Genomic DNA, 18,417 nt, shown 5'->3' with positions numbered 1-18,417 from the left:
ATCGACTGTGCGCCGGATAATCCCAACCCTCCTGCTCTGCGCCGCGCTTGCGCCTGGATTGTGGCTGCGCGATCCGCCGCAAGCCGTCGCAACCGATGAGCGGATAACCGCCACGCTGCTGCCGATAGATGCGGATGCCGTGCGCCTGCCCGGCATGCGTCTGCTCGGGGTGTGGCAGATGGGCAGCCGGAATTCGTTCTTCTACGGTTTCTCGGCGCTCCTGTGGCGGCCGCCGGGGCAGCTTATGGCGTTCAGCGATGCGGGCTACGTCGTGCGCTTCGGCGATCCCCATGCCTCGATATCGCCCACCTTCATCGGAAAGGTGGGGCAGCTGAGCGGGGAGGCAAAGGCCAACCGGGACATCGAAGCCGCCACCCGCAATCCGGACACCGGGCAGATCTGGATCGCGCTGGAGCGGTCCAACTCCATCTCCCGGACAAACGATTCGCTGACGGATTGGAGCACGGTCCGGCCGAGGGCCATGCGGGGCTGGCCCAACAACGAGGGGCCTGAGGCGCTCACCCGGTTGCGGGACGGGCGCTTTCTTGTGCTGTCGGAGACCCGGAGCGGTTCTGATGCATGGGAAACCCCGGGATTGCTGTTCCCGGACGATCCCCTGAAAAAGGTTCGGCCGATCGGCTTCCGCTTTGCACCGCCGGATGGTTTCCGGCCCGTGGATGCGGCGACGCTGCCTGATGGGCGCGTGCTGATCCTGTTGCGCAAGCTTGAGCTGTCCCTGCCACCGGGCTTTCGCTCACAACTGGTGCTGGCCGACCCGGCCGATATCCGTGCTGGCCAGCTGTGGCCATGGAATCCGGTGGGCCGAATCGACCATCCGCTGCCGCGCGACAACTACGAAGCGCTTGCGGTGACGCCGGAAGCGGATGGATCGGTGGTGGTCTGGCTGATGTCGGACGACAACCAGTCGGTGTTCCAGCGTACGCTGCTGGTCAAGCTGCGCTGGCAGGTTCCGCCGCGCTGACGCGCAAAAGCGCGCGAGGGTGCCCCCGCGCGCCTGCAATACTCCCACTTCCGCCGCAATGCGGCCGGAATCAGGCTGCCTGGTTGACCTTGGCCAGCTCGCGCTTCACCTTGCGGGCGCGCGGGGAAAGCTTGGCTTCCGCCGTCTTGAGCAGCCAGTTGTCCAGTCCGCCGTTGTGTTCGACGGAGCGAAGCCCTTGCGTCGAGACGCGGAACTTGAAGCTGCGGTCCAGCTTTTCGGACAGCAGGGTCACGTTCTGCAGGTTCGGCAGGAAGACCCGCTTGGTCTTGTTGTTGGCGTGGCTCACATTGTGGCCGACTTGGCGGCCCTTGCCGGTCAGTTCGCAGATGCGCGACATTTGGTTTTCTCTCGAATGCAAAAGCGTGATGGAAAGCGGGGCCCTTAGCTCCCGCAGGGCGCGGCGTCAAGTTTTGCGCCGGTTGCGCAAGCCGCGTTGAATCGCTAGCTCGCCCTTTGTGAGCCGATGGCCGCTCCCTCCTCCGATGCGCCGCGCGATCGAACTGGCGCGGCAAGCCGCCCTGGCCGGTGAAGTGCCGGTAGGCGCGGTGGTCACGCGCGGCACCACGGTGATTGCCGAAGGGCACAACCTCCCTCGCGCGCTGGCCGATCCGACGGCCCATGCCGAAATCCTCGCGCTGCGGCGGGCCGGCGAGAAGCTGAGCAACGAACGGCTCGACGGGTGCGACTTGTGGGTCACGCTGGAACCGTGCGCGATGTGCGCGGGCGCGATTTCCCACGCCCGCATCCGGCGGCTGTACTTCGCGGCTCCCGATCCCAAGGGCGGTGCGGTCCACCATGGGCCGCACTTGTACGATTTCCTGTCCCACCGACCGGACGTCTACTCCGGCATCGGGGAAGAGGAAGCAGCCCGCCTGCTGCGGGCTTTCTTCGCGGAACGGCGCTGATAGGATCCGGCGTTAGTCCAGCCCGGGAGGGTCGGCCGGGTCCTCTCGCCGCAGCCAGGCCTTCGCGTCCTCGCGGAACAGGAAAACGAGCGCGGCCACTTCCAGTGCGGTGACCAGCAGGCCGAAGACGGTGCCCCAGGTGAAGGGCGCGGAGAGGGCAGAGGGGAGCGTTGTCAGTCCGATCGCGACGAGTGCGATCAGGATCCACTTGGCGATTGCCGATCCCTTGCGCGCGATCAGGAACCACAGCAGCAGGTAAACCGCCAGGCTGAGGGAGAACACGCCAATCGCGAATCCGCCGGTAAGGCCGAGTTCCGACAAGCCGGGCTGGCGGGCCAGCTCGTCGGCCACAGCCTGATAGCTGAAGACGAACCCCAAGACGTTGAGCGCCATGGCGGCGAGGAACAGGCGTTCGAACATAACGATGGAATGAGGCCGCATCGGCATTTCCCTCCCGGTGGTTTTCTTCAGCTTATCCCGCGCCTGCGCCTTGCGCACAAGATCAGGGAGATCACAGCGGTGTGAAGTCGAGCCCGATGTCGGCCGCAGGGGCGCTTTGCGTCAGGCGGCCGACCGAGACGAAATCGACCCCGCTGGCGGCAATCGCGCCGATCGTGTCCAGCGTTACGCCGCCAGACGCTTCGGTCTGAGCCCGTCCGGCGATCAGGGAAACCGATTCGCGCAAGCTCGCCGGGTCCATGTTGTCGAGCAGGATGTGCGTGGCTCCGGCAACCAGCGCGGGCTCGATCTGGTCGATCCGGTCGACCTCGCAGATGATCCGCGCCACCCCGGCATTACGCGCGCGGCCGACGGCTTCGCCCACGCTGCCGGCGACGAGGATGTGGTTGTCCTTGATCATCGCTGCGTCCCAGAGGCCCATGCGATGGTTTTGCGCACCGCCCATTCGGGTGGCATACTTTTCCAGCACGCGCAGGCCGGGGATCGTCTTGCGGGTGTCGAGCAGGACCGCGCTGCCCTCCATCGCATCGACATAGCGGCGCGTAAGGGTGGCGATGCCGGAAAGGTGCTGCACGCTGTTGAGCGCGCTGCGCTCCGCCGTCAGCATGGCCCGGGCGTTTCCGGAAAGGCGCATCAGCTTGGTTCCAGCCGGGACGCTCTGGCCTTCGTCGGCCAGAAGCTCGATCTCCATGGCGGGATCGAGCGTGCGGAAAAACGCGGCGGCGATCGGCAGCCCCGCAACGGTGATCGGATCGCGGCTGTCCATCACTCCGGAAAAGCGAGCATCGGCCGGAATGACGCTTTCCGCGGTAACGTCCCGGCCGCCGCCCGAAATGCCCTCACCCAAGTCTTCCGCCAGCGTTTCGCGGACGAAGCGGGAAAGGTCGAAGTGTTCGAGCTGAAACATCACGTGGCCCCTCGCAGGTAGTAGGACTTCTGCGTCGTCCGGTGGCGGAAAGACGGCCCTTCCACAAGCTCAAGGCAGCCGATCAAGCGGCTAAAACCTCCGAACAGCAGAACCCGGGCCGCGACCAGCGGCCCGCAAGGCCGAACGGCGGTCCGCAGCGCCGCAGGCGCGAGGAAAGCCAAGCGGGCGGATGCCCGCGCCGGCGCTTGAGGCAAATACAAACCTCGCGACCAGCGGCCCGCAAGGCCGAACGGCCGCCCGCAGCGCCGCAGGCGCGGGGAAAGCCAAGCGGGCGGATGCCCGCGCCGGCGCTTGAGGCCAACCAAATCAGTGTACGAAGCGGGCCACCACGTCGCGGTAGGAGCGGCTGACTTTCACCTCGGCACCCGAATCGAGCACCAGGAAGCACTCGCCGTTGGTGTGCGGCTTTACCTGGCGAACCTGGTCGAGATTGACGATGGTCGAGCGGTGGACGCGCTGGAACACCCGCGGATCGAGCCGCCGTTCGAGGTCCTTCATCGTCTCGCGCAGGATCAGCGAATTATCGCCAGTGTAGATGCACATGTAGTCGCCAGCGGCCTCGATGTGCTCGATCGTGTCGACATCGACCCGGAAGATTTGGCCCCGGTCCTTCACGTTGATCAGCTTTTCGTACCGGCTGGCGCTTTCGTCTTCGGCCGAGAGGTTCTCGATCGCGTCGGGCGCAACTTCGGCGAGTACGTCCTTCAGCTTTTCCGCTTCTTCCGCCGAACGCTTTTCGGCAAGGCGCGTGCGGACCCGCTCAAGCGTGTCGGCCAGCTTGTCCTCGTCCACCGGCTTCATCAGGTAGTTGACGGCGTTCGCCTCGAACGCGCGGATCGCGTGTTCCTGATACGCGGTGACGAAGACGAACAGCGGCGGATCGATCTCCATCACGCCCTTGACGACCGAGAAGCCGTCAAACCCCGGCATCTGGATGTCGAGGAAAACAAGATCGGGCTTTTCCGTCTTGATCGTGCGGATCGCCTCGCGGCCGTTGGCGCAAGTGCCGATCACTTCGACATCGGGAAACTTCTCCAGCCTGAGCTGGAGTCCTTGGATGGCGAGCTTTTCGTCATCTACGATAAGTGTTCGAATGGTCATGCATCAAATCCCAGTGCCCGCGAACGGGGCATTGCGGTAACGGACGTCTGCCCAGTCGGTTTCGAAAACGGTTCGTCCTTCTCGGCTTCCTCAAGCGGAATCTCGACGATCACGGTGAATCCGCCCTCTGGCGGCGTGCGGATTTCGAACCGGTGATCCTCTCCGTAAGCCTGCTGCAGCCGGTTGCGGATGTTGGCGAGGCCGACCCCGGTGGAGACCGCCTGCGTCCCGAGATAGCTTTGCGCGCCTTCCCCGGGGCGGCCGGCTTGCGCGCCGGGGCCGGTGTCGGAAACCGTCACGCGTAGATGCGGCCCGATCGCCTGGGCAAGAATGCTGATCCGCGCGCCTTCCTCCTGCGGGGAGACCGCGTACTTGATCGCGTTTTCTACCAGAGGCTGCAGCAGCAGCGACGGGATCTGCGCGCCGGCGGCGGCCGGATCGATGCGGAAATGGGTTCGCAGCCGTTCCTCGAACCGCATCCGCTCAATGTCGAGATAGAGCTTGAGCGTCTCTATTTCCTGCGCGACCGACACCTTGCCGCCCGGCTGGCTGACCAGCGTGTGGCGCAGGAAGCTGGACAAGCGGGTGAGCATGGCGTTCGCGGGCTCTGTCTGCTTGAGCAGCACCAAGGTGGAAATCGAGTTCAGCGTGTTGAACAGGAAATGCGGGTTGAGCTGGTAACGCAGCATCGCCAGCTGCGCGCTGGTGGCCTGTGCTTCCAGCCGTTCCAGCCGGTCCGCCTGTTCTTCGACCTGCAGGTAGTAGTTGATCGCGTAGTAAAGCGCCGACCACGCGCCGAGCAGCGTCAGGTCGATATAGAACACCCCGATCACCAGCTGGGCGAAGCTGGACTGGCTATCGGCCTGATAGAGGCTGAGCGTCCAGCCGTTGATGAAGGCGGAAATCCCGACGGCGGCGGCCAGCGCCAGCGCGGTGACGCCCCAGGTGACCAGCGGCCGGCGGCGGATCAGCTTGCCGTAGATCACCGACAGCACCAGCGTGACCGAAAAACCGGCGATCGACGCAATCAGCACCAGCACCAGGAAGGACAGCGGCTTTCCGTTGGCGATGCTGGTGATCGCCCGCAGCAGGAACGCTCCGCCCCAGCCGATGAACTGCAGGCGCCAGAAAGCGCGGTTCTTGTCCGCGAAAAACGGGATCGGGCGGAAGGGCAGCATGCCCGGTCTGCGGGTGGCCGAAGAAAACCGATCCGGCGCAGGGTTCCGCGACCGGCCGGAGGCGGAAAGAGCGAGCCGCTTCAGGAGCTGCGCTCCTGCTCGATAGCCTCGGCAAGCGTCGCCTGGCCCACCGCGCCGGCAATCGCCCGGTCTCCGATGACCCAGGTCGGCGTTCCCTGGAACCCGAGCCGGGTGGCGAGCTGCACGTTTTCCTGCAGCTGCCGGTCGAACACGCCTGAAGCGATTGCCTCCTGCGCTCGGGGCACGTCGACTCCGGCCTCCCGCGCGGCCTGCGCAATGGTTTCGGCCGACGGCGGACCGAGCCGGAACATCGCATCGTGGAATGCGGCGTAGCGGCCCTGCTGCGCGGCGGCGAGCGCCATGCGCGCCGCGTCCGCGCTTTCCGGCGCAAGGATCGGGTATTCCCGCACAACGACCTTGAGATCGGGATTGGCCGCGATCAGCGCCTTTACGTCTTCCACGCTTTGCCGGCAGTACCCGCAGGCGTAGTCGGTGAATTCGACCAGGGTGACGTCGCCGTTCGGGTTGCCGAGCACCGCGCCGGGGAAGGGCCGTTGCAGTTCCGCCCGGACCGGCGCAATCTGCGAGGATTGCTGCCGCTGCTGGAGCAGCGCGATCGCTTCAGGCAGGACTTCGGGGTTAGCCAGCAGGTACGCGCGGGTGGAGTTGCCCGCCCAGGGGGTCTGGTCCCACAGTGCGGCACCGGCAAATCCCCCGACAAGGGCAAGAACGATCGTGAGAATCCAGCGCATCATGGCTCTGGCCTATCGGCGCTTGTCTTCGCGTTCAAGCTCTGCCCGGGCCTGAAGCGCAATGTCCTGCGCGCGGATCCAGTCGGGCGAGCCCTTCGGCAGGGCGCTTTCGGCGGCCTGGGCGCTGCGCAGCGCCTCGCGCGGCTGGCCGCTCATGATCTGCTGTTCGGCGGAAGCGAGCCGGGCGCGGGGCATGTCGCCGCGGGCGGCATAGACTACCCCGAGCTGGTACCAGGCAAAGGGATTTTCCCGGTCGCGGCCGACTGCGGTCCGCAGCACTTGCTCGGCCTCCTCGAAATGGCTCTTGTCCTCGGTCGCGATCAGGGCATGGCCGAAGGTGGCGGCGATCAGGGGCTCGTTCCCGGTCATCTGCGTCGCGCGGCGCAGAGGCTCGACCGCGTCGGCCGGGCGGCCGGATTCGAGCAGCACCTGGCCTTTCAGCTCAAGGAAATAGGGATCGTCGGGATCGGCGGCGATCAGCGCATCGGCTTCCCGAAGCGCATCGTCCATCTTCGCCTGCTTGTGATAGGCATAGGCCCGGGCATAGCGCGCCGGGATTCCCGTCAGCCGGGTGGGATAGGAATTGAGGGTGTCGGCTGGCTCGGCCAGATAGCCGTAGAGCTTGGCCCGGGCGCGTTCGAACCGCTGCTGCAGTTCCGGATCGGGCTGCTTGTCCCATGCGGGATCGACCTTGAAGTCCCCCTCCAGCCGCTGGATACGCTCACTGGAAAGCGGGTGGGTCCTGGCGAAGGCGGCGTCCTCGCTCTGGCTGTAGCCATAGCGGAATTCCAGGTTCTGCAGCTTGCGGAAGAAGCTGAGCGATCCCTTTCCGGTGATCCCGGCGGTGGAAAGATACTGCGCGCTGGCGGCGTCCGCGCTCGCTTCCTGGACCCGGCTGAACGCAAGATAGGAACCGAGCGCCGCCTGCTGGCCCAGCGCCATCGCGCCCATCGCGGCGTTCCCCGCCCCGGCAAGGGCCGCTGCGAGGCCGAGCAGCATCGAGACGACGGAGATCCGGGTCGCCTTGCTGGCGCCCTGGCTGCCGGTGATGATGTGCCCGCCGATGATGTGCCCGAGTTCGTGCGCCAGCACGCCCTGTACCTCGTTGGCGCTATCGGCTGCGTTGATCAGGCCGCTGTGGATGTAGATCCGCTGCCCGCCGGCGACGAAGGCATTGATCTGGGGATCGTTGATCAGCACGACGTCGACCGCGCCCCTTTGCAGGCCCGCGGCTTCGACCAGCGGATCGACCATGTCCTGCAGCAGCTGTTCGGTTTCCGCATCGCGCAGGATGCTTTGGGCAAGGGCCGGCTGGGCGGCGAGCGAGAGCGCCGCGATCGCGGCGAGAATCCGGGCAAGCAGGCGCATCACCGCCGTTGATGGCCCTTGTGCGGCTGAACCGCGGCTGAAGCACGTCCCGGCACCTGCGCTGTCACAGCATGTACCGCATCTGGATCGTCTGGCGCACGGGGCCGGTGCTTACCTGAAATGCGGCGGTGTCGAACCGCGGCGGACCAAACCGCACCGGCGCATCGCGGGAGAAACCGAACCCTTCGCGCGGGATCATTCGCAGCGCGCGGTCGACCTTGCCGTTGCCGTTCTCATCATGCAGCAACGCGATTGCGTAGCGGCCGGGCGGCACTCCGTAGAAATCGAACGTACCGGCCTGCGCTGCGGGGATCGTGAGCCGGTAATCCCCTTGCTCCTCCCGGCAATCCGGGAAGCGATCAGGGGCGGAGCTGAGGCAGGCCAGCACCACGCCTTGCGCGGAGCGCAGCCCGGTGACGGTAACCCCCACCTTCGCAGCCGGGCCCGCGCCGAGCAGCAGGGGCGCGGCAAGGGCAAGAGTCAGGGCGGCGAAAGGCCGCGGTCCGTGCCGCACAGGCGATCCCAGAACCGGAAATACAGACCATAATTGCATCGATACTGCTCATGATGGCGCTGGTGATGACTGGCGGTTATCAGCCAGTCTCCGGCCCGGGAATGGACCAGCGCGCGAGGAAACATTTCCCAGCCCATGTGATTGGTGACGCCCATCACCGTCATCACCATCAACACGGCACCCAGCAACGCAACATGAATGGGCACCAGAAACACGAGCAGCGGGATCACGATCGCCCCGCTCAACGCCTCAATCGGATGGAAGCTCATCGCCGCCCAGGCCGTCGGCGGGCGGCTGGCGTGGTGGACCGCGTGGGCCGCCCGGAACCAGCGCGGGCGATGGAACAGGCGGTGGGTCCAGTAGAACCAGGTGTCGTGGGCGAACAGGTAGATCAGCGGGGCGAGCGGCAGGTACCACAGCGGGTAGTCGTTCCAGCCGGTGTAGATCTGCGTCCAGCCGCGTTCCTGCCAGCCCCAGGCGACGATCCCGGCCGGAATCGCATAGATCGCGGCGGACAGCAGCGACCAGCCGATCTCACGCCGGATCTGGGCATCAAGCCCGGTGTAGAGCCCTGGCCGCACCCGCTTGGTGGCGAGCGCGAACAAGCCGCTTGCCGCCAGATAGCGGACCGCGACGATCAGCGTCATCGCGAGGATCGAGTACAGCAGCACCATGGTAGCTAGATCCTGGCCATTTCAGCCGTCCCGGCCCCATTCGGCACATCCGGGATCGAGCGCGACCAGCTGACGGCGCAGGGCCGTGCGGGCGAGCCGTTCGACTTCCACCTTCCGGCGGGCTGCGGGCAACGGGCGGGACGGGGCCGGGCGGACGAACTCCGCATCATAGGCATCGGCGACGATCACTCCGCAGCAATCGGGGCGGTACGCGTCTTCATCGAGCGGAGACCGATCGAGTTCCGGGGGCAGGCCCCAGAAGAACCGGTCGCAGAAGTCGAGATAGTCGGGCCACTTGCCATCGCCCAGCAAATCCGAGCGGGCAGTCTTGATTTCGACGATCACCACGCGCCCCTTGGCATCGATCCCCATCAAGTCGGCGCGGCGGCCGTTGCGCAGCGGCATCTCGGCAAGGCACCAGATGCCGTTGCGGGCAAACAGGCGCCCGATACCGCGCGCGACAGCCGCCGAACGGCGCTCACCGGGCGAAGGGTCTGAAACGACAAGGGAAAGCACGGCGGAATCGGCCATGCTCTTATGGTGGGGCCGCCTCCCGGCGGGGTCAAGCGGTTCCCCGGCAGGGGCGCAAGGTCCGTGCCGTGCGTCCTGCCGGAAAAGCGACTAGGACGGATCGGCCGGAGCGGTCACCGCTGCGGGGGCAGCAGCCGTTCCCGTAGCCGGAGTGGCGCCCGGAGGCGTCATCTGGCTGACGTCGCGCCGGTACTCCCCTTCCATCGTGATCTCGTTGTAGGGCGTGCTTTCGCTCGGCAGCCGGTAGATCGCGCCGTTCCCGACCGAGAACCACGCCGGCCCGCCTTCGAAGTCTTCAAGCCGGATGCGGCTGCCGTCTTCCATTCGGCTGTAGGTACCGGTGATCGCCTGGCCATTGGCCGTGGTGTATTCGTAGGTGTTGTCCTCGTTCAGCGTGAGGCGCCGGATTTCCCCGTCGGCCCCGGCCTGGCTGTAGCTGCCGCTGTACTGGACCGTGGTTGTCGAATTGACCGGGATCGTCGGCAGTTCCACCGGCACTTCGGCCGTCGGCATCGGCTCGGGCGTTACCTCGTCGGCCGGGGTCGTCTCCCCGCAGGCGGCCAGAGCCAGGACCAGCGGCGCGGCAAGGGCGATCGAAATGCGCATGAATATCTCCTGTTGTTCACCGTTCCTACGAACGGACCCGCCGGGTGGTTTCGATCCCGCGGCGGGTCTGTCCTCTAAAACTTACGTTCTGTACGCCTACCTGGCGAGATTCTTCCCGAAGAAAGGCAGAACCTTCGTGCGCGTGCGCTCCGTCAGCCGGTTGACGTGGTCCCCTGCATAGACTTCCCACTGGTGAGGCACGCCGAACCGATCGAGCTCCTCGTGCATCCAGGTGTCGTCCCGCACGAGGGTGTCCTTGTCCCCGACATCGAGCGCGATCGCCTTCATGGTCTTCAGCCCGGAAACGTACTGCGGCAGCATGGCGATCGGGGAGGCAGCATAGGTCCGCGCCTGCACCAGCGGATCCACCGTCCCGTCCTTCACGCCTGCATCGAAGTAGTTCGGTCCTTCGGGTGAGGGGGACCATGCCGCCAGCGAGGCGAGCGCCGCGGCATCGCCGAAGCTGGCTTTCTTCTGTTCCTCCACGCTCATCGCCGAAAGCCGGTTCAGCTCCTCGGTGGACCAGGTGCGCGGCGACAGGCAGCACGCGCTCATCGCGTAAAGGCTGGAGAATACGTCCGGGTTCTTCTGCCCGATCCGGAGCGTGCCGTACCCGCCCATAGAATGGCCCGCGAGACCGCGGCTCGCCCGATCGGGGATCGTCCGATAGCGGCCATCGACGTAGGACACGAGGTCGCGGGCGACGAATCGCTCCCAGTTGCCGGTGGTCGGGGAATCCGAATACATGGCCCCGCGCTGCCGGGTCATCGCGTCAGGCAGGACGAGGATCAGCTCGTTGCCGGCTGCCGCAGCCTCATTCACCGCATCCTCCATCTTGACGTAGTCGGCATAGGTCTGGTCGGTCAGGGCGAAGCCGTGGAGGAAATAGACCACCGGGTACCGCTTGTCCGGATCGGCATCATAATTCGGGGGCAGGAACACCATGACGCTGCGGTCCGGCGAGTTCCCTTCGTAATTGCCCTCCAGCGACGGCCCGTGAACCGTGACCTTCTCAACCCGCGCCTGTGCGGGCACGGCAGCGAGGGCAAGCGCTGCAAGCGCGCCGAGGCCAGCCAGAAATGTCTTCATTATCCTCTCCCGTCGATGCCGCCGGGTGCGTGCCGATCGGCTTTGGCCGGTTTTTGCCCGTAACACGGTCGATGTCGAGCCGTTTGGAACCACGAGTGGATGCACCCTCCGATCCGGGAGGAGAGCGCCCTTGGAAATGCCGCCGCATTCAGCTAGTTGAATACACAGAGGACTCCATTTGTTGAAAACGCCTGAACTTGTCCCCTGGCCCGGCGGGTCATCTCAATCGCCCGCGACTGGCGAAGGGGAAAGCCGCACCCAGGTGCTGGCGAGTTACGGCCTTGACGAACTGGAAGACGATCCCGAGCTTGAGCGGATCGTTCGCTTCGCCGCGCGATTGTGCGAAACGCCGATCGCGATCATCAGCATGGTCGAAAAAGAACGGCAGCGGTTCCTCGCCCTGAAGGGTCTGAAGGAGAGGGAGACTCCGCGCTCCGTTTCCTTCTGCGCCTACGCAATGCTGGCCGGGGAGGTGATGGAAGTCGCCGATGCCACGCAGGATCCGCGATTCGCGGATAATGCGCTGGTCACCGGAGACCCCAGCATCCGGTTCTATGCCGGGCAACCGCTGGTTTCCGATGACGGTGTACCGCTCGGTTCGCTGTGCGTGATCGACACCGCTCCCCGTCCGCACGGGCTGACGGCCCTGCAGCGCGAAGGCCTGGAAGTGCTCGGGCTTGCCGTGATGCGCCGGCTCGGTAGCCGGCGGGCCGATCTGGAGGCCCGCGCCGAGCTGGAGCAGAGCGAAGCCCAATTGCGAGCGCTGGCCGATTCAATCCCGGCAATCGCCTGGTCGGCCGACGAGAACGGGAAGTTCGACTACTTCAACAAGCACCTGCTGGATTTCACCGGGCGGGAGGAAAACTACCACGGCGAGGCTTTCCACCCGGAAGACCTGAAGGCCGCATCGGTCGCCTGGCAGGAATCGCTGCGAACCGGCGAGCCTTACGAGATCGAGCACCGGATGTGCCGTCACGATGGCGAATATCGCTGGATGATCGCCCGCGCGGTCCCGTTGCGCGATCAGCAGGGGAAGATCATCCGCTGGTTCGGCACTGCAGTCGACATCCACGACCTGCACGCCATGGCCGACGCGCGCGATTTGCTGGCGCGAGAATTGTCGCACCGGATCAAGAACATCTTCGCAGTGGTCTGCGGGCTCATCACGCTTTCGGTTCGCAAGCATCCGGAGCACGCAGAATTCGCCGAAGGCTTGATGGGCCGGATTCGCGCGCTCGGCCGGGCGCACGAATTCGTTCGTCCCGGAGACACCGAGGGGCCGCGTGACACCTTGGGGGGGCTGCTCCAGCAATTGTTCGCGCCCTACGGCTCCGGCGATTACGGGCGGGTGCGCATCGACGGCTACGACTTGCCGATCAATCCGCGCGCGGCAACCCCGCTGGCGCTGGTCTTCCATGAACTGGCGACCAATTCGGCCAAGTACGGCGCGTTGTCGACCGACGCCGGCCATATCGACCTGGACGTGCGCGACGGGGGCGACACGGTGTTTTTCTGCTGGAACGAGGTCGGCGGACCGCCTCCCCCCAAGGACATCGATCAGGCCACGGGTTTCGGCACCCGTCTGGTCGATACCAGCATCACCGGCCAGCTTGGCGGGCAATGGGAGCGCAAGTGGCGCGAAGACGGCTTGCTGGTCGAAATCGAGGTGTCTCGGAAGGTACTGGCTGCCAGCGGCAGCTGAGCGGCTTGGGCGGCTCTGGATCGGAGGCTGCGTCCGATCGCCCGCTCCGGATTTCTGTTCTTCGAAGATTTCAGGAGCCGGAGGTTTTCCGCCGCACTCGCTCTAGCGCGGCGGAAAACCGGCCCCGTCGGGCCAGCCGGGGGCGGCCAGCCCCATTACCTTGAACAGCAGGCCCATCTGGTCATCGCCGGTCAGCCGGTCCTTCGCCTGACGCAACGCTTCCGCCTTGCCCGGCGTAACCTGCGCCAGCGCCTCGGCGCGCTGGTCAATCCCCAGCGCGCGCAGGAACGCGCCGTGGGGCGCCGTGCCCAGCCATTTTGCACCGCCCGCTTCGGCCATCTGGGCCAGAGTGGCGAAATCGACGTGCGCGGTCAGGTCCGCTTCACCCGGCGCGGCCAAGGCGTCGACCTTTCGATGTTGCCGGACTGCTTGCAGGGTCGAGCCGGTGCGGAAGCGATCGTGTCCGTAATCGATGAACAAGGCCGCGCCGCCCTGAGCCACGAGCCGCCCGGCGACCTCGTCCACCACTGCGGCCGCACCGGGGCAGGTTTCCAGCACCGTGCCCGGTTCCGCCTCGCGCCAGTCCTGCGGCACGGCAGCGTCCATCGGCAGCGGGCCGGGCGCATAGGCAAAGCCGTCTTCCGCTGCCGCGACCATCATCTCGCGCCAGCCGCCCTCGATCCTGACCAACTGGCGGATAGGCAAGGCGTCCAGGAACTCGTTGGCCACCAGCAGGATCGGCGCGTCCGTCGGGATGTCCCCCAGATCCGCATGGAAGCGCGCCTGCGGCAGCGCTGCGCGCTGGATCGCCTGCAAGGCCGGGGAGCTTTCGACCAGGTGCACCTCCGGCGATAGCCCGAACCGGCCCATCGCCCGCAGCGCGTCGCGGGCCAGTGTTCCGCGCCCGGGTCCAAGTTCGACATAGCGGACCGGGCCTGGCTTGCCGGCGCGCATCCAGATGTCGGCCAGCCACAGCCCGATCAACTCCCCGAACATCTGGCTGATTTCCGGCGCGGTGACGAAATCGCCCGCCGTGCCGAGCGGGTCCTTCCCGGCGTAGTAGCGGGCGTTCGATTCGCCCATGAACTGCTGCACGCTGATCGGCCCGGAGGTGGCGATCAAGCGGCGGAAAATCTCCGTCAGGCTCGGTCCGCTCATCCAGCGGCGCGCGCCGGATCGGAGGCGGGCGCATCGGCATCGGCATCGACCGGCGGGCGGAGGATCGACCACACGATCAGCCCGATGCCGAGGAGAATCAGCGGAATCGTCAGCCACTGACCCATGTTGAGCCCGGTGCGGGCGGCAAATTCGGCCAGCTGCGCGTCCGGTTCCCGGTAGAATTCGACCGTGAAGCGCCCCAGCGAGATTCCGGTCACGAAGATCCCGGTCAGCAGGCCGACCCGGAAGCGGGCGCGCGTCCGCCAGAAGGCGAACAGCATGATGATGATCAGGACGAAGCCTTCCAGCGCCGCCTCGTACAGCTGACTGGGATGGCGCGGCAGCGGTCCGGCGCCGGGAAAGATCACCGCCCACGACGCGTCCGGCCCGGCCGGGCGGCCCCACAACTCGCCATTGATGAAGTTGGCGATCCGCCCGAACATCATCCCGAACGGCACATTGACCGCGACGTAGTCCGTGACGCGGATGAAACGCAGGTTGCCTTGCCAGGACACCCACGCAATCGCGATGACGGTGCCGATCAGGCCGCCGTGGAAGCTCATCCCGCCTTCCCAGACCTTGAACAGATCGAGGCTGGTCCACAGGTGCGGCTGGTAGAACGTCGCATAGCCGAGCCGGCCGCCGATGATCACGCCCAGTGTGCAGTAGAAGAACAAGTCGTCGACGTGGCGCTGCTCCATCGGCGCGCCGGGTGCCTTCACCATCTTCGACAAGTGCCAGTACCCCAGCACGATCCCGGCAAGATAGGCCAGCGAGTAGAAGCGCAAGGTGAAGAAGCCGAGGTCGATCCCCGGCCTCAGCCCCAGATCCTCCCAACGGATCGCGCTGCTTGCGGTGGCGAGAAAATCGAGCATGCGAATGGGTGTCCCTGGCGTTTCGGCGCCGCTGCGGCTTCGTCCAGCCCGTTTGGCACAGCGGCGGCCGGGGTGAAAGCCCGCGCGGGCGATTGCATGATGCGCAAATGGCCTTATCTCGGAAGGTGTGAGCGTGAAACGCATTCCCAGCCAGCGCGCGGTGATCGACCGCCGCAAGCTTGCCGCCGATATCGCCGCGGCGGTCGAGGCGAAGGGCGCCGAAGATGCGCGTGGCGAGGTACTTGCCCTCCTGCGGGAGGCGCTTGCCGCGGGGCGGGAGGAACTGGCCCGCCGGCTGATCGAAAAGCCATCCGCCGGGCACGAATGCGTCAACGGCCATTCGTTCCTGATAGACCAGATCATCCGCGTGATGCACGATCATGTGATCGAGAACGTCTTCCCCGCGCCGGATCGCTCCCGGGCCGAACGGCTGACGCTGATTGCCGTGGGCGGCTATGGCCGCGGCGAAATGGCGCCACAGTCCGATGTCGACATCGCCTTCATCACGCCGGGAAAGCAGACCCCCTGGTGCGAGCAGGTGATCGAGGCGATGCTCTATTTCCTGTGGGATCTCGGGCTGAAGGTCGGGCATTCCAGCCGGTCGCTCGACGACATGGTGCGCATGGCCCGGCAGGACCTGACGATCCGCACGGCCATCCTGGAAGGCCGCTATCTCTGGGGCGACCAGCCGCTGTTCGATGATGCGAGCCGGCGCTTCTGGGGCGAAGTCGTGCCGGGGACCGAGGCCCAGTTCGTCTCCGAAAAGCTGGAGGAGCGCAACGCGCGCCACAAGCGGATGGGGGATAGCCGCTATGTGGTCGAGCCGAACATCAAGGACGGCAAGGGCGGCCTGCGCGACCTTCAGACGCTCTACTGGATCGGCAAGTACATCCACAAGGTGACCAACGCTGCCGAACTGGTTGACGTCGGGCTGCTGACCCAGGCGGAATACCGCACGTTCCGCCGGGCCGAGGGGTTCCTGCTGGCGGTGCGATCCCATCTGCACGACATCACCGGGCGGGCCGAGGACCGGCTGACGTTCGATTTCCAGCCGCAAGTGGCAAAGCGGATGCAGTTCGCCGACCGCACGGGCAAGAGCGCGGTCGAGCGCTTCATGCAGTACTATTTCCTCCAGGCTCGCCATGTCGGACACCTGACCGGAGTGTTCCTGGCCCAGCTGGACGAACAGATCGCCAGCAAGCGGCGCGCGCGCGGGTTGCTGGCCAGCTTCCGAAGCCGGCCGCGGCACTTCAAGAACTATCTGGTGCAAGGCGGGAAGATCGCCGCGCCGGGAGACACGTGGTTCCAGGACGATCCGGTTCGCTTGCTCGAGGTCTACCAGATCGCCGAGGAGGAAGGGCTGGAGGTCCATCCCGACACGATGCGCATGGCCAGCCGGGATGCCGGGTTGATCCGGGGCGAGGTCCGCAAGGACCCACACGCGAACGAGCTGTTCATGAAGGTGTTGACCGGCCGCTGCGATCCGGAAACGGTGCTGCGCTGGATGAACGAATCCGGCGTGTTCGGCCGGTTCGTGCCCGATTTCGGAAAAGTCGGCGCGCAGATGCAGTTCGACATGTACCACCACTATACGGTGGACGAGCACACGATCCGCGCGATCGGCCTGCTTTCGCGGATCGAGCGCGGCGAATTGTCGGCCGATCATCCGCTGTCCGCCAAGATCATGCGCCAGCTTGCCTCGCGCCGGGTGCTCTATGTCGCGACCTTGCTGCACGACATCGCCAAGGGACGCGGCGGGGACCATTCGGTGCTGGGCGCCGAACTGGCGCTGGAACTTTGCCCGCGCCTTGGGCTGAGCCCGCATGAAACCCGCCTCGTCAGCTGGCTGGTGCGCTACCACTTGCTGATGAGCGCCACTGCCTTCAAGCGCGACTTGTCCGATCCCAAGACGATCACCGACTTCGTCGCCCAGGTGCAGAGCGTCGAACGGCTGCGGCTGCTGTTCGTCCTGACGGTGGTGGACATTCGCGCCGTCGGACCCGGGATCTGGAACAGCTGGAAGCGCCAGCTGCTGGGCGATCTTTACGAACTGGCCGAGGAGCAGCTGCGCCTCGGCCACAAGCGGCGCGGCCGGGCGGAACGGATCGCCGCCAAGCGGGAGAGAGTCTGCGAACTGCTCGGCGGTGGCGCCGTAGTCGACGAGCTGGATGACCGCTTCGACGATTCCTACTGGATCGCCGAGCCCGAGGACATCATCGCGCTGAACCTCAACCACTACGCGGCGGCCCGCGAGCATGAGCACAAGCTTTCAATCCATGCGGAATACTACCCGGCGCGCGGGGCGACGCTGGTGACGGTAATCGCGGACGACCACCCCGGCATCTTCAACCGCATCGCCGGGGCGATCCACCTCGCCGGCGGCAACATCATCGATGCGCGCATCCACACCACGCGGGTCGGCAAGGCCGTCGACAATTTCCTCGTGCAGGACCCGCTGGGCAATCCCTTCCGCGAGGAACCGCAACTGGAACGGCTGCGCACCGCCATCCGGGACGCGCTGGCGAACCGGATCCCGCTGGTCCCGCAACTGGCCAAGCGCCCACTCGCCCGCGCGCGCGCCGAGACATTCGACGTGCCCGCCCAGGTGTTCTTCGACAACAACGCGTCCAACCGGTTCACGGTGATCGAGGTGAGCGCAAAGGATCGGCCCGCGCTGCTCAACCGCTTGTCCCGCGCGCTGTTCGAATCCAAGCTGATGGTCAATTCCGCGCACATCACCAACTACGGGGAGCGGGCGGTGGACACGTTCTACGTCACCGACCTGATCGGCCACAAGGTGACCAGCGCCGAGCGCCGGAAGAAGGTGGAGCAAGCGCTGCTCGACGCGGCCGAGGAACTGGAAGCCGAAGCGGAGAAGGCCTAGCTCCGATCTCCGAACAGGGCGCTGCCGATCCGGACGTGCGTCGCACCCATCAGGATCGCGGTTTCGTAATCCCCGCTCATTCCCATGCTGCGGCCGGCAAGCCCGTGATCGCGGGCCAGCTTGTCGAGCAGGGCGAAGAACGGCGCAGGCTCTATTTCCAGCGGCGGAACGCACATCAGGCCGATCACCGGCACGTCCGCGGCGCGGGCCTGGGCCAGCAGATCGGGCAAGTCGGAGAGCGCGCAGCCGCCCTTTTGCTCTTCCGCACCGATGTTGACCTGGATGAAGCAGGGAACCCGCCGGTCCGCCTTGTCCATCGCCTTGGCCAGCGCGCCGACAAGGCTCGGCCGGTCGAGCGAGTGGACGCAATCGAACAACTCAACTGCATCGTCCGCCTTGTTGGATTGCAGCTGCCCGACAAGATGGAGTTCGGCCGCAGGATACCGCTCCCGCAGTTCGGGCCATTTCGTCTGGGCTTCCTGCACCCGGTTTTCACCGAAGACGGTCTGCCCGGCTTCCAGCAGCGGAAGAATCCGGTCCGCCGGGTGGGTCTTGCTGATCGCGACGAGGGTGATCGCGTCCGCCTCACGGCCCGCGATCGCGGCGGCGCGGGCGATGTTTGCGCGGACTTCATCGAGCGGGGTGGATGCGTTTTCCATTGTTCCCGGG

General features: G+C 66.0%; 19 protein-coding genes. 4 read left to right on the top strand and 15 right to left on the bottom strand.

Going from position 1 to position 18,417, the window contains the following annotated elements; genetic code table 11:
* Nucleotides 1–7 precede the first annotated feature (7 nt).
* The gene (locus tag ELY13_RS07350) at nt 8–982 is read left to right on the top strand and encodes an esterase-like activity of phytase family protein (protein ID WP_126173255.1); all 975 of its coding nucleotides are present in this window, start codon (nt 8–10) and stop codon (nt 980–982) included.
* A gap of 70 nt (nt 983–1,052) precedes the next feature.
* Here ELY13_RS07350 and rpmB read toward each other — a convergent pair whose 3' ends face one another.
* A complete protein-coding gene (rpmB, locus tag ELY13_RS07345) occupies nt 1,053–1,340 on the bottom strand; it encodes a 50S ribosomal protein L28 (protein WP_126173254.1) in 288 nt (95 codons plus the stop codon).
* Between the two features lie 145 nt (nt 1,341–1,485).
* Here rpmB and ELY13_RS07340 point away from each other — a divergent pair, with 145 nt between their 5' ends.
* Nucleotides 1,486–1,908: a nucleoside deaminase gene (locus ELY13_RS07340; RefSeq protein ID WP_126173253.1), complete on the top strand. Its 423-nt coding sequence runs from the start codon at nt 1,486–1,488 to the stop codon at nt 1,906–1,908.
* Nucleotides 1,909–1,920: 12 nt separating this feature from the next.
* Here ELY13_RS07340 and ELY13_RS07335 read toward each other — a convergent pair whose 3' ends face one another.
* The 11 genes from ELY13_RS07335 to ELY13_RS07285 all read right to left on the bottom strand — a co-directional run bounded on the left by ELY13_RS07335 (nt 1,921) and on the right by ELY13_RS07285 (nt 11,129).
* Nucleotides 1,921–2,349, bottom strand: a complete 429-nt coding sequence (locus ELY13_RS07335) for a hypothetical protein (protein ID WP_126173252.1) — start codon at nt 2,347–2,349, stop codon at nt 1,921–1,923.
* Between the two features lie 70 nt (nt 2,350–2,419).
* Nucleotides 2,420–3,274 carry a carboxylating nicotinate-nucleotide diphosphorylase gene (gene nadC / locus ELY13_RS07330; RefSeq protein ID WP_126173251.1) on the bottom strand — a complete coding sequence of 285 codons (855 nt, stop codon included), beginning with the start codon at nt 3,272–3,274 and terminating at the stop codon, nt 2,420–2,422.
* Between the two features lie 327 nt (nt 3,275–3,601).
* A complete protein-coding gene (locus ELY13_RS07325; protein ID WP_126173250.1) occupies nt 3,602–4,396 on the bottom strand; it encodes a LytR/AlgR family response regulator transcription factor in 795 nt (264 codons plus the stop codon).
* A complete protein-coding gene (locus ELY13_RS07320; RefSeq protein WP_126173249.1) occupies nt 4,393–5,574 on the bottom strand; it encodes a sensor histidine kinase in 1,182 nt (393 codons plus the stop codon). Before ELY13_RS07320 ends, ELY13_RS07325 begins: the two co-directional genes overlap by 4 nt.
* 80 nt (nt 5,575–5,654) lie before the next feature.
* A complete protein-coding gene (locus tag ELY13_RS07315; protein WP_241233589.1) occupies nt 5,655–6,350 on the bottom strand; it encodes a DsbA family protein in 696 nt (231 codons plus the stop codon).
* 9 nt (nt 6,351–6,359) lie between these two features.
* Nucleotides 6,360–7,715 (bottom strand): M48 family metalloprotease, encoded by a 1,356-nt coding sequence (locus tag ELY13_RS07310; protein WP_126173248.1) that lies wholly within the window; start codon nt 7,713–7,715, stop codon nt 6,360–6,362.
* 64 nt (nt 7,716–7,779) lie between these two features.
* Nucleotides 7,780–8,229: a DUF2141 domain-containing protein gene (locus ELY13_RS07305; protein ID WP_241233588.1), complete on the bottom strand. Its 450-nt coding sequence runs from the start codon at nt 8,227–8,229 to the stop codon at nt 7,780–7,782.
* Entirely contained in the window at nt 8,196–8,903 is a 708-nt protein-coding gene (locus ELY13_RS07300) for a sterol desaturase family protein (RefSeq protein WP_126173246.1), read from the bottom strand. The genes ELY13_RS07305 and ELY13_RS07300 overlap by 34 nt, the downstream gene beginning before the upstream one ends.
* 21 nt (nt 8,904–8,924) lie before the next feature.
* Nucleotides 8,925–9,434 carry an MmcB family DNA repair protein gene (locus tag ELY13_RS07295; protein WP_126173245.1) on the bottom strand — a complete coding sequence of 170 codons (510 nt, stop codon included), beginning with the start codon at nt 9,432–9,434 and terminating at the stop codon, nt 8,925–8,927.
* Between the two features lie 90 nt (nt 9,435–9,524).
* Complete coding sequence (locus ELY13_RS07290) at nt 9,525–10,040, bottom strand: hypothetical protein (RefSeq protein WP_126173244.1); 516 nt, start codon at nt 10,038–10,040, stop codon at nt 9,525–9,527.
* A gap of 96 nt (nt 10,041–10,136) precedes the next feature.
* Nucleotides 10,137–11,129 carry an alpha/beta hydrolase gene (locus tag ELY13_RS07285; protein ID WP_126173243.1) on the bottom strand — a complete coding sequence of 331 codons (993 nt, stop codon included), beginning with the start codon at nt 11,127–11,129 and terminating at the stop codon, nt 10,137–10,139.
* Between the two features lie 181 nt (nt 11,130–11,310).
* Between ELY13_RS07285 and ELY13_RS07280 the strand changes: the two genes are divergently transcribed.
* Nucleotides 11,311–12,831, top strand: a complete 1,521-nt coding sequence (locus ELY13_RS07280; RefSeq protein WP_126173242.1) for a sensor histidine kinase — start codon at nt 11,311–11,313, stop codon at nt 12,829–12,831.
* A gap of 102 nt (nt 12,832–12,933) precedes the next feature.
* Here the strand turns inward: ELY13_RS07280 and ELY13_RS07275 are convergent, their stop codons facing one another.
* Together ELY13_RS07275 and lgt are read right to left on the bottom strand one after the other, a co-directional pair.
* Nucleotides 12,934–13,989, bottom strand: a complete 1,056-nt coding sequence (locus tag ELY13_RS07275; protein WP_126173241.1) for a class I SAM-dependent methyltransferase — start codon at nt 13,987–13,989, stop codon at nt 12,934–12,936.
* Nucleotides 13,986–14,864: a prolipoprotein diacylglyceryl transferase gene (gene lgt / locus ELY13_RS07270; protein ID WP_126173240.1), complete on the bottom strand. Its 879-nt coding sequence runs from the start codon at nt 14,862–14,864 to the stop codon at nt 13,986–13,988. Before lgt ends, ELY13_RS07275 begins: the two co-directional genes overlap by 4 nt.
* A gap of 127 nt (nt 14,865–14,991) precedes the next feature.
* On the opposite strand from lgt, the gene ELY13_RS07265 reads away from it, so the two are divergent.
* Nucleotides 14,992–17,748, top strand: coding sequence for a [protein-PII] uridylyltransferase (locus ELY13_RS07265; protein WP_126173239.1), 2,757 nt, complete (start codon nt 14,992–14,994; stop codon nt 17,746–17,748).
* Here the strand turns inward: ELY13_RS07265 and ELY13_RS07260 are convergent.
* Entirely contained in the window at nt 17,745–18,407 is a 663-nt protein-coding gene (locus ELY13_RS07260) for a YggS family pyridoxal phosphate-dependent enzyme (protein WP_126173238.1), read from the bottom strand. The two genes, ELY13_RS07265 and ELY13_RS07260, sit on opposite strands and share 4 nt — an antisense overlap.
* Between the last annotated feature and the right edge of the window lie 10 nt (nt 18,408–18,417).

The organism is Altericroceibacterium xinjiangense, assembly GCF_003958635.1.
GTDB lineage: Bacteria > Pseudomonadota > Alphaproteobacteria > Sphingomonadales > Sphingomonadaceae > Altericroceibacterium_A > Altericroceibacterium_A xinjiangense.
Note: the sequence above shows the minus strand (reverse complement) of the source record. Positions and strands in the feature narration are given on the sequence as shown.

Bases quoted from the DNA above. Each gene is read 5' to 3' on its own strand.
- ELY13_RS07285 (WP_126173243.1), bottom strand. From the start codon at position 11,129: ATGAAGACATTTCTGGCTGGCCTCGGCGCGCTTGCAGCGCTTGCCCTC.
- ELY13_RS07310 (WP_126173248.1), bottom strand. From the start codon at position 7,715: ATGCGCCTGCTTGCCCGGATTCTCGCCGCGATCGCGGCGCTCTCGCTC.
- ELY13_RS07340 (WP_126173253.1), top strand. From the start codon at position 1,486: ATGCGCCGCGCGATCGAACTGGCGCGGCAAGCCGCCCTGGCCGGTGAA.
- ELY13_RS07300 (WP_126173246.1), bottom strand. From the start codon at position 8,903: ATGGTGCTGCTGTACTCGATCCTCGCGATGACGCTGATCGTCGCGGTC.
- ELY13_RS07335 (WP_126173252.1), bottom strand. From the start codon at position 2,349: ATGCGGCCTCATTCCATCGTTATGTTCGAACGCCTGTTCCTCGCCGCC.
- nadC (WP_126173251.1), bottom strand. From the start codon at position 3,274: ATGTTTCAGCTCGAACACTTCGACCTTTCCCGCTTCGTCCGCGAAACG.
- ELY13_RS07295 (WP_126173245.1), bottom strand. From the start codon at position 9,434: ATGGCCGATTCCGCCGTGCTTTCCCTTGTCGTTTCAGACCCTTCGCCC.
- ELY13_RS07290 (WP_126173244.1), bottom strand. From the start codon at position 10,040: ATGCGCATTTCGATCGCCCTTGCCGCGCCGCTGGTCCTGGCTCTGGCC.
- ELY13_RS07325 (WP_126173250.1), bottom strand. From the start codon at position 4,396: ATGACCATTCGAACACTTATCGTAGATGACGAAAAGCTCGCCATCCAA.
- lgt (WP_126173240.1), bottom strand. From the start codon at position 14,864: ATGCTCGATTTTCTCGCCACCGCAAGCAGCGCGATCCGTTGGGAGGAT.
- ELY13_RS07320 (WP_126173249.1), bottom strand. From the start codon at position 5,574: ATGCTGCCCTTCCGCCCGATCCCGTTTTTCGCGGACAAGAACCGCGCT.
- ELY13_RS07275 (WP_126173241.1), bottom strand. From the start codon at position 13,989: ATGAGCGGACCGAGCCTGACGGAGATTTTCCGCCGCTTGATCGCCACC.
- ELY13_RS07260 (WP_126173238.1), bottom strand. From the start codon at position 18,407: ATGGAAAACGCATCCACCCCGCTCGATGAAGTCCGCGCAAACATCGCC.
- rpmB (WP_126173254.1), bottom strand. From the start codon at position 1,340: ATGTCGCGCATCTGCGAACTGACCGGCAAGGGCCGCCAAGTCGGCCAC.
- ELY13_RS07315 (WP_241233589.1), bottom strand. From the start codon at position 6,350: ATGATGCGCTGGATTCTCACGATCGTTCTTGCCCTTGTCGGGGGATTT.